Here is a 13,817-nt window from a genome sequence, read left to right as displayed (position 1 = left end):
CGCCGGGAGGTCGATCGTGACCAGTATCTGTTACCGCACGGCGCGTCTCCGCCGGTCAGTTCGTCAGCTCTTCGAGCGTGCGCTCGTGAGAGGTCGCGCTCTCCGTCAGCTTCTCGGCGAACTCGTCGACGCGGTCTTTGATCTCCTCGCCCGCCTCCTCCGGCGAGAACGACTCCGACATGGTCAGCAGGCGGACGAACGCGCGGAGCTCCTCGTCGGTGAGCTCGGCGAACTCGTCGTCTTCGAGCTTGGCGACCACCTCGTCGACGTCGATCTGGCCGACCGGCTCGACGTTGAACTCCACGTTGACCATGCGGTAGTTCGACCCCGCGAGCTGCTGTTCCGCCTTGCCGACGCCCTCCGAGAGCATGTCCTTGAACGGCGTGTGGTACCCCATCGTGCCGAGGTGGAGGAACGCGAGCATGTCGGTGATCCCCTGCGTGTACGCCTCCCGGTCCTCGTCGTCCGGATCGAACACCGTCTTCCGGTCGCGCTCCTCCAGGCACTCGAAGAGGATGCTGAAGTCCAGGATCGCGTTCCGGACGCGGCGCCGGATCCGGTTGCGCTTCTGTTTCCGGGAGTGGTCCGTGTAATCCGTCTTGCGTCCGAGCAGAAAGTCACGGTCGGAGGGCGTGAGGATCCCGCGAGGCCGGTCCGAGTCGGCCGCCGCCTCCAGCGACTCCGGCACGTCGTTCTGGCTCATGGGTAATATAGCGGGTGCCACCGGATTAACAGTATTGATCAGGCGGACCACCGCCGCCGGTTGTGGTGCAATTCACCGGCTCGCGCCCTCCTACGGCCGCCGCCGCGACAGCTCGACGAACGCGTCCGACAGCAGGTCGACGCCGATCTCGAGGCTCGCTTCGTCGACGTCGAAGGTGGGCGTGTGGTGGCTCGTCGGGTGGTCGGTGCCGATGAGCACGTACGAGGCCAGTCCGCCGGCGTCCTGGACCCGCTGCATCAGATACGTACCGTCCTCGCTGACGCCGAACTCCTCGGACGGGATCACCCGATCGACGCCGTCGACCTCCCACGCCACGTTCCCGATGAGCTCTCGCAGCGCCGGGTGGCTGTCGACGCACGGCGATTCGCTGATCACGCGCGGCGTCACGTCGCAGTCGTGGAGCTCGGCGGCGGCGTACAGGATCCGTTCGAGCTCGGTGCGCGCGTACGTCATCAGCGCGGTCGTCTCGCCGCGCACCTCGGCGTCGATCGTCACCTCCTCGGCGATGACGTTGCTCGCGGAGCCGCCCTCGATCCGGCCGACGTTCACCCGGGTCGCGCCGTCGCGGTGGCGCGCGATACCGTACGCGTTCTGGATCGCGCTCGCGGCGGCCTGCATGGCGTTTGCCCCCTCGTTCGGCGCCTTGCCGGCGTGTGCGCTCGCGCCCTCGAAGGTGGCCGTCAAGTGGGCCATCGCCAGCGGGCTCTCGACGCCGGCGACGATCTCGCCCGTGGGGTGGTCGAGCCCGACGTGGAGCGCGAACAGGTAGTCGACGCCGTCGAGGTGGCCGCTCTCGGCCATCGCCTTGCCGCCCCCCGATATCTCCTCTGCCGGCTGGAAGAGCACCTTGAGCGTCCCCCGGAAGTCGCTCTCCTTGACCGCCGCCAGCGTGCCGAGCGCGATCGCGAGGTGCGCGTCGTGCCCGCAGGCGTGCATGTACCCGTCGTGTTCGGACCGGAACCCCTCCGCCGCCGGCCGGTGGTCGGGAGCGTCCGACTCGTGGATCGAGATCGCGTCGAGATCGACGCGCAGGCCGATACACGGCCCCTCGCCCTGCGTCAGCGTCGCGACGACGCCCGTGTGGCCGCCCGCGGTGCGTTCGAGCAGGTCGTCGCTGACCCCCGCCTCGCGGGCGCGGTCGAGCCACGGCCGGATCTCCTCGTCGTCGGGCACGGCCATCCGCGCGTCGGTGGCGAGCGCGTCGCGGCCGACCGCGATCTCGTCGACGCCGATGCGTTCGAGCTCCGCGACGACGCGAGCGGTCGTCTGAAACTCGCGCCACCCGGGCTCCGGATGGCGGTGGAACGCCCGCCGGAGATCGCTCAGTCTGGCTCGCGCGTCGTGGGACATCTGTCCGAAGAGAAAGCGATGCGAGTACTTAACGGTAGCCGGTGGCTCACTCCCGCTTGCCGTGTCGGGAGCGCCGCTGTCGGTCGATGCTGACCAGCGCGAGCGCCGCCTCCCTACTCCTCGTCCGCGGCCGACACCCGCACCACCTGCTTGCCGATGTTGTCGCCCGCGAAGAGCCCGAGGAAGGCGTCGGGCGCGTTCTCTACCCCCTTGACGACCGTCTCTCGGTGTTCGAGCTCGCCGCTCGCGACCCACTGGCCGAGCCGCTCGCTCGCCTCGCCGAACCGGGTCGCGAAGTCGCCGACGAGCAGCCCCTCAACGCGCGCTCGCACCGCGATGATCCCCGGGAGCTTTCGCGGCCCGGTGGGGACCTCCTCGTCGTTGTAGTGAGCGATCTGCCCGCAGACCGCGACCCGCGCGTCGAGGTCCAGCTTGGTGAAGACGGCGTCCGTGATGGGGCCGCCGACGTTGTCGAAGTACACGTCGACGCCGTCGGGCGCGGCCTCGTCGAGCGCGGCGCGGTAGTCGTCGGTCGCCTTGTAGTTGATCGCGGCGTCGAAGCCGAGGTCCTCCGTGAGCCACGCCGTCTTCTCGTCGCTCCCGGCGAACCCGACCACGCGACAGCCGGCGCGCTTCGCGATCTGGCCGACGACCGACCCGACAGCGCCCGCGGCGCCGGAGACGACCACGGTGTCGCCGGGCTTGGGCTCGCCGACCTCCAACAGTCCGAAGTAGGCGGTCCGGCCGGGCATCCCGAGCACGCCGAGGTAGGCTTCGGGGTCGGCGACGGTCGGATCGACCGGGGCCACGTCGTCGGCGTGGAGCGTCGCGTAGTCGGCCCACAGCCCCTCGCCGGTCACGAGGTCGCCTTCGGCGTACGCGTCGCTTTCGCTCTCGACCACTTCGCCGACGATCCCGCCTTTGAGCGCGTCGCCCACGTCCCACGGCTCGGCATACGACTCGGCGTCGCGCATCCGCCCGCGCATGTACGGGTCGACCGAGAGGAACCGGGTGCGGACGAGGAGTTCGCCGGGAGCGGGGACGGGAACGTCCGTCTCGCGCAACTCGAAGCAGTCCTGATCGGGCTCGCCGTCGGGGCGCTCGGCGAGCAGCCACTCGCGGTTGGTGTTCGTCACGGGCGTCGTTGGGGGATGCGACCCAATAGGGTTTGGACGCCAGCAGGGAGCGGGGTCGAATTCTGTGGGCGATCAGGTGAACGGGTTGTCGGGCGTCTCCAGCCGAGTGATACCTTGGATCGTGTCGAAGTCGTCATCAAACGAATAGAGGTATTCGATCCCTTCCCGATCCATGTATGCAGCAATGGTCGCGTCCCCGAAGGACAGGCCCTCATAGATCTGGAAGAGATTCACAGCGTTGGTGAAGTCCTTCTGGGCCGCGTGGAGCACTTCAAAACCGGCTGACTGGTTCAGCCGCTCAAACGTCTCTACGGCCTTCTCGTGTCGCTTCCGATTATGTATCCAGTTGAGTGTTTCGAGGACGACGTAGTTCGTCACTCGGGCTGTCGGGAGGTCACCGTGGTCCATTCCATGGACGATCTCCATCGCGACATCGTGGTGTTCGTCGTCAGCATCGGCCATCCCAACTAGAACGCCTGTGTCGATCACTGCGACAGTCATCAGTTGCTCTCCGAGAAGGTGGGATCGTCCTCGTGGCCTGCGAGGTCGTGGGTTTCAGAGCCACCGCCTCCCATCGAGACTGGCTCGAAGTCGTCGAACGCGCCGTAGCGCTGCTTGACGACCTCCACAGAGAGGTTCCCTTCGTCGTCGGTAGTCCACCGGAGTTTGTCGCCCGGCTCGATGTCAAGCCGTCGTCGAAGCTCAGCCGGGATCGTGACCATCCCTCGATCGCTGACCGTGGTTTCCTCGGGAGCCTCTTCAGTTGCCATACCCGGCAGTACACGTTCGTATACCATACATGTTGCGCCGCATGTGGGTGTGTGGAGAAACGATCAGTCGTCGATCCCTAGTCATGCTGAGCCTCATTCCGCGCCCAGCGGGAACGCCAACCGATCGTCGTCGCGCTCGATCGCGGTGTCGAACGCCGCGGAACGCTCCGCGAGCGTATTACGCACCCACTCGGCAACCTCGTCGTCCGCCAGCGTCGCGGTCTCGTCGACGATTTCGATCGGCTCGACGACCAGCTCGTCGAGGGCGCCGTCGCGCACGACGAGCTCGAAGAGCGCGCTCCGCTTGTTGCGGACGCCCTCGCGGTCCTGATAGCTGATGTAGTCGTCGACGAAGTCCGCCGCGTCGTAGATGATCGGGCGCCCCTGGTACACCTCAACACCCTGGAGCACGTGCGCGCTGTGGCCGTGGACGACGTCGACGCCCTGCTCGACGAGCCATCGGCCGAACCGCTCGTGGACCGCCCCGGGTTCGGTCTCCCAGTTCGGCCCCCAGTGGAGCGACGCGACGACGAGGTCGGGGTCGTGGGCCTCGGCGCGGTCGAGGATCTCTTCGACCAGCGAGCGCGTCGCAGAAACGGACGGATCGAGCGTCGCGAACGCGGTGCCCGGGCCTGATTCGGAGGCGGCGAACTCCTTGGCCTGGTCGGTGAGCCCGAACGCCGCGACGGTGAGATCGCCCGCTTCGAAGGCGGCGGGTTCGAGAGCTGCGTCGCGGTCGGTGCCGGCGCCGGCATGCGCGATCCCCGCGTCGGTGAGGTGCGAGTCGGTGTCCCGGAGCGCCGGCTCGCTGTAGTCGAGGACGTGGTTGTTCGCGAGCGAGACGAACGAGGCGCCCGCCGCTTCGAGGGCCGGCACGGCGAAGTCGGGATCCGATCGGAAGTAGTACCCCTTGTCCGGCCAGCGCGTCCCGCGGTCGGAGACGCAGCACTCCAAGTTGCCGACCAGCCCGTCGAGTTCTTCGAGCCGCGAGAGCGTCGACCCCCAGACCTTCTCGGCCCCCCCGTCCGCGTCTGCCCACCGCTCGTTGACGCTCCGGCCGAGCATCAGGTCGCCGACGAACCCGATCCGGGTCGCGTCGCGCTCGTCGGCCCCGTCCGAGTCATCGTCGCTCGCGCCCGAGCCACCATCTCCCGATTCGGCCTCGCCGGTCGATCCTCGATCCCCGTCGTCCGGGTTCGCTGGTTCGCCGGCGCACCCGGCGAGTCCGACGAGTCCGGCGACGCCCGACGCCAGTAGTGTCCGGCGCGTTCGCATCGGTCTCGGGTTCGACGAGCGCCGACTTTAACCTGCTGTACGCGATGGCTGAGTCGCCTCGAAGCGGTCCCCGATGACCGTCGATCGCGATCAGTACTCGATCGCCGCGGAGTAGCGGTCCAACACGAGCACGAACGCCGCGCCGGCGACCGCCGCCAGCGCGAACCGCGGCGCGGCGGCCCGCCACGACTCGCCGCTCTCCGCCAACCGGATGGAGACCTCGGCGATGGGCGCCCGGAGCGCGCCCACGACGAGACTCACGAGAAACGCCAGCGTCGCGGCCCGGGCGCGGGCGAGCGCGTATCGAACCGTGTGGGCGATCGTGAACAGGCCGACGACGCCCCCGACGAGGAACGTCGCCACCGGCGGGAGCGTTGCGACGAGCGCGTCGCTCCCGTTCCCGTTCGCGACCGCGACGAGCCCGTCGACCGCCCGGCCCACGGTCCCCGACATGTACTCGTACTGGCCGAGCACGACGAGCAGCAGCGACCCGGAGATCCCCGGCAGCACCATCGCGCTGACCGCGACCGCGCCGGCGACGAAGACGACCGGCAGCGAACTGCCGAGGCCGGTCGACGCGAACCCCGACGCGAGAAACGCGAGGAGAAAGCCGGCGACCGCCGCCGCCTTCCGACGCGGCGTATCGAGCTCGACCCCACCGAGCAACACGCCCGCGCTCGCCGCGATCAGCCCGAAGAAGAATCCGTAGGTCGCGACCGGACGGGCCGACAAGAGGTAGTTGACTCCGCTCAAGACGACGATAACGGCCGTTCCGATCCCCGCACCGAGCACGAACAGGAAGGCACCGTCGATCTCGTGAAACGCGGCGCGCGCGTCCGGGACGTTGGCCGGGCGCACCCCCGCGAGCAACCGTCGGATCCGCGCGGGATCGATCGCGGTGACCGCCGCGATCAGCCGCTCGTAGATGCCGACGATGAGCGCGATGGTGCCGCCGGAGACGCCGGGGACCGCGTCCGCGCTCCCCATCGCGACGCCCTTCAGATACAGCGTCGCCCAGTCCCGGAGGCCGGCCATGGCGAGTTACGCGCTCGCGTCGGCGAGAGCGATCGATTCCTCGACGACCGGGTCGGCGGCCGTCAGCGAGGCGGTCTCGTTGCCGGCGCCGCTATCGTCGCTTCCGTCACTGTCGCCGTTCTGGTCGATCGGACACTCGGGGTCGCCGCTCGGGCAGTCGATGATCTCCTCTTCGAGTTCGACCGCCGCCGCCGCGTCGTCCGCGCCGACGACCTGCCCCTCGGTCACCGCGACCTGTCCGACGTGTTGGGTCGTGTACAGATCGTCGCCGGTGGTCGCCTCAGTGGTGATGTTGTAGGGGCCGGTCGCGCGAACGCTCGTGTTCGTGTAGCCGTTCTCGGGGCCGAACTCGTCGTAGCCCGTCGTCGAGTACGGCACCGTGAGCTCGAAGTTCCCGTCCGCGTCTGCCTCGGCGTACTGGGTGTACTCGAACGTCTGCCCCGTGGGCTTTTCGAGTTCGACGGTCGCTTCGACCTCCTGGCCGGGCGCGGCACCCGAGCCTTCGATCGTCGCCCCGGGGACGCGCTCGAACGTCTTCACGAAGTCGTCCTGGAAGGCCGCGAAGCCGGACTCCCCGAGGACGCTCTCGACGTCGACGCCGAGCTCCTGGAGGATCTGCACCTGCCGCAGCGAGGGCGACCGCCCCCGCGCCTGCGAGGCGTGAACGAGACGGTGGTGCTCTAAGGCCTCGACGCGCTCCGAGGGGAGATCGCCGACGCCGCCGAGTTGCGCGCTCCCGTCTTCTTCGACGTACGCCCGGGCCGCGGAGACGTTGTCGAACTGTCGGATCGTCGCTCGCGGGTCGCTCGGGAGCGCGTTCACCTCGACCTGCTCGCCGCTCGTGGTCTGAGCGGCCTGCGCCTCCCAGTCGACGACGACCGGCTCGGGGTCGACCGCGCTGCCGTAATGCTCGTACAGCCGGATCATCTGGCTCTCGTGGTACCGCTGGGTGTTCACCTGCATCACCTGCCGGAACCCGCCCTGCTCCGTCTGTTGGTAGAGCACGCGGTTGAAGTCAGACCGCGTCTCGTTGTATGAGGAGTACGTAACAGGCGCACCGAACTTGGAGTTCGGCGACGCCATCTGCCAGTCGACCATCACGTAGCGGGTATTCTCGCCTTCAGTGCTCTGGCTGGCGAGTACCTCGCGAGACGCCTCCTCGCTGGGCGCGAGCAGGTAGTCGGCGGCCTCGCCCGCGTTCTGCTGGAACGGGTTCGCGTTCGGGATACGCTCCGCGCGCGTGGTGATCCAGTGGCCGTAGTCCCACCACGACTGCACGCCGTAGGCGCCCTCGGGATACTCGAAGTCGCCGTCAGCCGGGCGTTCGTAGGTGCCGTACAGCTCCATCGGGTTGTCGGCGCCCTCCAGCTCTCCGGGGGTGGGCGTCTCGTCGTTCATCCACTGGAGGCTGCCGTCCCACTGCGTGACGCTTCCGGGACCGGTGTTCGCGCCCGCGGCCCAGACGGGAGTGGCCATCGCGACCAGCGGGACGAGGATGACGACGACGAGAACGAGCGTCCCCATCGCCTGCCACCCCTCGATGTCGCGGGCGTCGTCGAGCGTGTGCAGCCGGAGGAAGTTGACGGCCAGTTGGCCGAAGTACGCCGTGCCGACCGCGACGATCACCGCGAGGTAGTAGTTGAAGCGGAGCTGCGTGAACGCGGCGCTCCCGATGAACGCCGCCCACACGACGAAGTAGAGCTCCTCGGCGTCGTACTCGACGAGGAACGTCGCGCCGACGAGGAAGCCGGCGGCGATGACAAGCCCGACCACCTGCCAGCTCACGCCGACGACGCCGCCGATAGCGCTGTACAGTTGGGGGACCGCGTAGACGGAGCCGACCACGGCGAGCGCGGCCGGGATGTAGAGGGTGTGGTTTGCGTCGTCCGAGCGGTAGAGGGGGCGCGCGACGATGTAGAGGACCGCAGCGAGCGCGAGGAAGAACGCGAGACCATACTGGGAGAGGACGAAGTTAGTGAATGAGGCCTCCTGGAGGGGGGGTTGCGCCTCACCGATGGTGCGGGCGCCGGCGCTGGCCGAGAAGCCGACGGTGTTGAGGAGACTCCCCGTGAGCGTCGACCATAGCGAGGGAATTACGATCCAGATGATGCCCGCAGACGCAAGGATGAGGCCGCCGACCGCGGGTGGGTAGGTCGTGGCGTCGAGTTCGCGACTTTCCCACTGACGGGCGAGCCACGCGAGGAAGACTGCGCCGAGCGCGACACCGAGCGGGAGGACGATCTGGAGGAAGGAGTATCCGGTTACGGCGAATGTGAACTCCGTAAGCGGAATTACCTGCATGAGTCCCGCAACAGTCATCGAGACCGCTCCGGCGAAGGCGATGGGTTCCGGGCTTTGTCCGTGAGACACGTCGCTGGTGATCTTGATAGCGAGGAAGATGCCAGTGAACCCAACCATGAGCACGCCTGGCTGCCATGTCCACATGTAGAGGCCGAGCGCGACGCCCGCGGCGACCGCGTACGCGGCGGGACGCTTGAGAGCGGTCCAATCCTGATCGACGAGGAGTTCCCAGACAGGAGCTTCGCGCTCGGCGACCGCGAACGCGGCGAGGAATGCGAGGACGGCGAGACTTTGGAAGAGCACCTCGGCCGCGCTGTGATCGGGGAAGCCGACGAGACTGTAGCTGAAGAACGTACCTGAGAAGAGTGCGAGCACGCCGACCGCGGCGAGCGCTGCAAATCGATCGACGAACCGACGCGCGATGAAGTACGTCGGGATTGCAACGAGCGTTCCCGCAAGCGGGGCCATGATCAGCATGACCTCCTCGGCGCTGCCCATGATGGGGCGGGCGATCCAGATGCTAACCGCCATGATGTGGTCCCACAGGGTCCCGAACTGCCCGGCTTGCGCGCCGTATGGGAACCCAGACCACACGTCGAACGGCATGTTGTTCGGCCAGTTCTCCATGATGTAGGTCGTCTCGCGGAGGTGATACCACGGGTCGTTCCCGCGGAAGTACACCTGGCCGTTCTGAACGAAGTTCCCGTACGATTGGACCCGCGCCCACAGCATGAACATCAGTATTCCGAGGAGGGCCGGAATATGGTACCACCGTTCGAGGAGATCGAGCGGCGACGCCTCGTTCCCCGTGGTGGAGTCGGTTTGCTGGCTCATTGTACGATGTGACTCACAAAACGCGCTTAAGGCTTGTTATATATGCGACGTACTTGCGGTAGTGTACGGACTCAGTTGATGATTGAGTTTATTTATTTGTATGACACCTACATCCGTTATTCGATATTTCTAATCGAACCCTCACACCCCACTAGTTCCGCTGTTAGAACGTTTCGATGCTGCCCTGGAGTACACACGTTAGTCGCTACAGAGTGAGGAATCTACCTCGCAGCACACGAGATGAAACCTAACACCGGAACGGGTGGGGTCGATGTTATATAAAAACACACTAACAGCGGAAACATAAGAACCAATGGTTAAGTGAGTTGAGTGTAACCGAGAGATAATGAGCGAATTTTCGTTCTGTCCGACCGGACGAATATTCACTGAACGGGAGGCACTTCTCGAAGAGTGGACTCCGGATCAACTCGTCGGACGGGACACTGAGCTTCACGCGTATCACGCAGCGCTCCAACCGGTTATCGAAGGCGAAACACCGTCGAATATCTTCCTCTATGGGAAAAGTGGTGTTGGAAAGACTGCTGCAACTCGCTTCCTCCTCCAGCAACTCACCCAAGACGCGAAAAATGTCGACGGCGTCAATCTCCACACGATCGAAGTGAACTGTGATGGACTCAATACGAGCTATCAAACTGCAGTCAGGCTGGTAAACGAACTTCGCCCGCCCGAGTCACAGATTTCTAATACTGGATACCCGCAATCGTCAGTCTATAACTTCCTATTTCGTGAACTCGACGAACTCGGCGGAACGGTGTTGATCGTACTCGATGAAGTCGATCACATAGAGGATGACAGTCTTCTCTATAAACTTCCCCGGGCACGGTCGAACGGAGATGTCGAAACCGTTCGCTTAGGTGTGATCGGGATCTCAAACGATCTTCGATTCCGGAATCAGTTGAGTTCGAAGGTGCGCTCTAGTCTGTGTGAAAAAGAAGTTTCGTTCGCTGCGTACAACGCTGACGAGCTTCGAAAAGTCCTCCAACAGCGCGAAGCGGTCGCGTTTCACGATGATGTCGTCGATGAGGGAGTTCTCCACGCGTGTGCCGCGTACGGAGCAAAAGACTCTGGGGACGCTCGACAGGCGCTGGATCTCTTACTTGAGAGCGGCGACATCGCCCGTGAGGAGAACGCGGAACAAGTGGTCGAAGACCATGTTCAGGAGGCACGCAAACGGCTCCAAACCGATCAGGTCGTTCAGGGGATTGCGAACTACCCAACACATGGGAAACTTGTGTTGTTGGCACTTACTATTCTGGCCGAACACGACCAGACACCGGTCCGAACGCGAGACGTACGTCCGGCCTACGAAGACATCTGTACTCAGGAGGGAACCGATTCAATCTCCAATCGGGCGATCAGAGAGTATCTCTCCGAGCTGGAGACATTGGGAATCGTCTCCGCTACTGAACAAAACAAGGGCAAAGGTGGTGGCAAATATAAGCTTCACTCGCTGGCGCAATCGACCGAGAGCGTTCGACGAGGATTGACCGACCTGCTTGACTGACCTGCCCGAAGCCCTCGCTAACAGCGGAACTAGTGGGGTGACCGTGTGAGGGCCTCGGACCGCGTCCGAATTTAAAACACAATTCTTATTCGCCGTATACGTCATCTTTCGGGTATGAAGGTCTCCGTAGTCGTCTGCACGTACACGATGGATCGGTACGACGACTTCGCTGAGGCCGTCGACAGCGTTCTCCGGCAGACCTACGATCCCATCGAAATTGTCCTTGTGAGTGACGGAAACGCGGAAGTCGCTGACCGGATGTCGGAGGACTTCGGTCACTTCGATTCTGTTCGCGTACATTGTACCGACGAGAATCGGGGAATCTCCTACAGCCGGACCAGAGGCGCTGAACTGGCTACCGGAGACCTCGTCGCGTTTCTCGACGACGACGCGATCGCGACCCACGACTGGATCGAAACATTGGTCGAGACGTACGAATCGACCGACGCGTACGCAGTCGGCGGTCGCTTAGATCCCCACTGGCTCGTGGGACAGCCGTCGTTCCTTCCGGAAGAGTTCTACTGGTTGATTGGCTGTACCGAGCGAGGATTCGCCGACCATCTGGAAGAGGTCAGAAACACCTACGGATCGAATATCGCCTTCAACCGTGAGGTGTTCCTCGACGTCGGTGGATACGACGAAGAGACGGGGCGAAAAGGCGACAGCCACGTACAGGCACACGAAGCACCGGCCTGTATCCGGATGCGTGAGCAGTACGGGCGTGGCGTCGTGTACAACGAGGAGGCGATCGTCTATCACAAAATCTTCGAGTACAGAACGGAGTTCCGCTGGTTAGTGGGGCGTGCGTTCTGGCAGGGGTACTCGAAACGGGTGATGAATCTACGGCATCCCGAAGACGAAGGCAATGAAGGGGCGTACCTACGCGATCTGGTAACGCGATATGTTCCACACCGAATTCGGAGCCTTCTACGCAATCCGACAGTCCCGAGGCTCACACAGCTGCTCTCGATATTCGTCTTCACAGCTGTCGTTGGGATCGGCTATCTCTACGGGCTCGCGACGTACCGCTGACACGTACTCAACAAGGCTTATCTGTCGGATCGAGCTATAGCGGGGTAATGCATACTGGTGACGACACGCCGCGTGTCGGCGTCGTTGGACTCGGCTACGTCGGACTGCCGCTCGCGTTGGCGTTCACGCAAGCAGGCTACGAGGTCGTCGGTGTCGACATCGACGCAGATCGTGTCGATACGCTTCGAGACGGGCGGTCGTATGTAACTGACATCTCTGATGAAGATGTGGAAATCGCCCTCGCAGAAGGGTTCACTCCAACGACCGAGTACGAGACGTTGAGTGATGTCGACGGCGTGTCGATCTGCGTACCGACGCCGCTTCGGAAAACGGGACAGCCGAACCTTTCGTACGTCGCAGACGCGACGGAGCGGCTCGCCGAGGTGCTTCCCGACGGGTGCACCGTCATACTCGAAAGCACCGTGTATCCAGGTGCGACGGAAGATTTGGTCGCGCCGACGCTGTCTGAGAACGGAAAAGTCGTGGGTGAAGACGTGCATGTCGCTTTTTCTCCCGAGCGCATCGATCCGGGACGAGAAGACTACGCGCTTACAGAGATTCCGAAGGTTCTCGGCGGCGTGACACCATCGTGTGGCGATCATGCAATGGCGCTGTACGAGGGCGTGTTCGATAAGGTGGTACGTGTCGAATCGTCGACGGAGGCCGAGCTGGTGAAACTATTGGAGAACACGTTCCGCGCGGTCAACATCGGGCTGATCAACGAGATCGCGATGATCGCGAATGATCTCGATGTCGATGTCTGGCAGGTCGTGGAGGCGGCTTCGACGAAGCCCTACGGTTTCATGCCATTTTATCCGGGCCCGGGACTCGGTGGACACTGTATTCCGATTGATCCGTTGTACCTCTCGTGGAAGGCAGGCCAGCAGGGGATCGAGACGCGTTTCATTGACTTAGCAGACGAGGTGAACCGGGAGATGCCCGTCCACGTCGTTCGACAAGTGAACGAACTTCTCAACGAAGAAGGATTGGCAGTGTCGCAGTCGTCGATCTTGGTCGTGGGTGTGGCGTATAAATCGAACATTTCTGATGTCCGCGAGTCGCCGGCATACGACGTGATCGGACTCTTAGACGAACGGGGGGCATCGATCTCGTACCATGACCCGTACGTTCCAACCTTCGAGGTTGAGGAAGAATCGTATGAATCGGTCGAACTGACAAGAGAGAGACTGGATGAGACGGACTTAGTGTTGGTTCTGACCGACCACGATAATATTGATTTCGCTCGGCTCGTGGACGAATCCTCATTGGTATTCGACACGCGGAACGCCACAGATGGCATCAAGAGCGAGTCCATAGTGCGTCTCTGAACCCCATCCGTTCTTAGAACGAAATATTACTTCTCCTCAGCGGGCACTCCCACCACCGTTGAATGGGGAGGGACATCGTCAACGACAACAGAGTTCGCGCCAGTGGTGCATCCCTCGCCCAAATCGATGTCTCCCAGAATAACGGTTCCGGCGCCGATCGACACATCGTCAGCTATCGTCGGATAGCCCGCATCAGGATCCGGTTCGGACCGACCGATCGTTACACTTTGACGGATTCGAACGTTTGACCCGATCTCGACGTCATGGCCAACCACGATCCCGACGGGATGTGGTAGTTCTGTACTGCGGGGCAAACACGTGGAGATATCACACGATGTCGCTATCGTGTGTTCTCGGAAAATAATTGCATTATAAAAATTAATGATATTTATGCCGGTCAAAAATTTTATACTTAAATGGACCGTCATTAAGAGTCCGTCAGAACGGAGCCGGACCAGAAATCTCCTGAGCAGTTCCATATCACCGCATCTGCGCAGGACGGTATTA

General features: G+C 63.5%; 12 protein-coding genes. 3 read left to right on the top strand and 9 right to left on the bottom strand.

Annotation, left to right across the window (positions count from 1 at the left end; genetic code table 11):
- Positions 1–55: 55 nt before the first annotated feature.
- The 8 genes from C471_RS14510 to C471_RS14475 form a co-directional block, all read right to left on the bottom strand.
- On the bottom strand, positions 56–703 hold the full coding sequence (locus tag C471_RS14510) for a hypothetical protein (RefSeq protein WP_004050241.1): 648 nt from the start codon (positions 701–703) through the stop codon (positions 56–58).
- 90 nt (positions 704–793) lie between these two features.
- Entirely contained in the window at positions 794–2,074 is a 1,281-nt protein-coding gene (locus C471_RS14505) for an amidohydrolase (RefSeq protein ID WP_004050239.1), read from the bottom strand.
- Between the two features lie 113 nt (positions 2,075–2,187).
- Positions 2,188–3,210 carry an NADP-dependent oxidoreductase gene (locus tag C471_RS14500; RefSeq protein WP_004050237.1) on the bottom strand — a complete coding sequence of 341 codons (1,023 nt, stop codon included), beginning with the start codon at positions 3,208–3,210 and terminating at the stop codon, positions 2,188–2,190.
- A gap of 72 nt (positions 3,211–3,282) precedes the next feature.
- Positions 3,283–3,711: a type II toxin-antitoxin system VapC family toxin gene (locus C471_RS14495; RefSeq protein ID WP_004050235.1), complete on the bottom strand. Its 429-nt coding sequence runs from the start codon at positions 3,709–3,711 to the stop codon at positions 3,283–3,285.
- On the bottom strand, positions 3,711–3,980 hold the full coding sequence (locus C471_RS14490; protein WP_049909451.1) for an AbrB/MazE/SpoVT family DNA-binding domain-containing protein: 270 nt from the start codon (positions 3,978–3,980) through the stop codon (positions 3,711–3,713). The genes C471_RS14495 and C471_RS14490 overlap by 1 nt, the downstream gene beginning before the upstream one ends.
- 93 nt (positions 3,981–4,073) lie before the next feature.
- Entirely contained in the window at positions 4,074–5,255 is a 1,182-nt protein-coding gene (locus C471_RS14485) for a CapA family protein (protein ID WP_004050233.1), read from the bottom strand.
- Between the two features lie 90 nt (positions 5,256–5,345).
- Entirely contained in the window at positions 5,346–6,290 is a 945-nt protein-coding gene (locus C471_RS14480) for a DUF368 domain-containing protein (RefSeq protein ID WP_004050232.1), read from the bottom strand.
- A 6-nt stretch (positions 6,291–6,296) separates the two neighbouring features.
- On the bottom strand, positions 6,297–9,425 hold the full coding sequence (locus C471_RS14475; RefSeq protein WP_004050231.1) for an oligosaccharyl transferase, archaeosortase A system-associated: 3,129 nt from the start codon (positions 9,423–9,425) through the stop codon (positions 6,297–6,299).
- Between the two features lie 346 nt (positions 9,426–9,771).
- Here C471_RS14475 and C471_RS16695 point away from each other — a divergent pair, with 346 nt between their 5' ends.
- The 3 genes from C471_RS16695 (at position 9,772) to C471_RS14460 (ending at position 13,310) form a co-directional block, all read left to right on the top strand.
- On the top strand, positions 9,772–10,950 hold the full coding sequence (locus tag C471_RS16695; protein WP_004050230.1) for an orc1/cdc6 family replication initiation protein: 1,179 nt from the start codon (positions 9,772–9,774) through the stop codon (positions 10,948–10,950).
- A gap of 114 nt (positions 10,951–11,064) precedes the next feature.
- Positions 11,065–11,982: a glucosyl-dolichyl phosphate glucuronosyltransferase gene (gene aglG, locus C471_RS14465; protein WP_004050229.1), complete on the top strand. Its 918-nt coding sequence runs from the start codon at positions 11,065–11,067 to the stop codon at positions 11,980–11,982.
- Between the two features lie 47 nt (positions 11,983–12,029).
- Complete coding sequence (locus C471_RS14460; protein WP_004050228.1) at positions 12,030–13,310, top strand: nucleotide sugar dehydrogenase; 1,281 nt, start codon at positions 12,030–12,032, stop codon at positions 13,308–13,310.
- Between the two features lie 26 nt (positions 13,311–13,336).
- Here the strand turns inward: C471_RS14460 and C471_RS18265 are convergent, their stop codons facing one another.
- Positions 13,337–13,789 (bottom strand): serine O-acetyltransferase, encoded by a 453-nt coding sequence (locus C471_RS18265; RefSeq protein WP_004050227.1) that lies wholly within the window; start codon positions 13,787–13,789, stop codon positions 13,337–13,339.
- Positions 13,790–13,817 lie beyond the last annotated feature (28 nt).

This window comes from Halorubrum saccharovorum DSM 1137 (assembly GCF_000337915.1).
GTDB lineage: Archaea > Halobacteriota > Halobacteria > Halobacteriales > Haloferacaceae > Halorubrum > Halorubrum saccharovorum.
The sequence above is the reverse complement of the archived record's forward strand: the minus strand, read 5'-3'. Positions and strand labels throughout refer to the sequence as shown.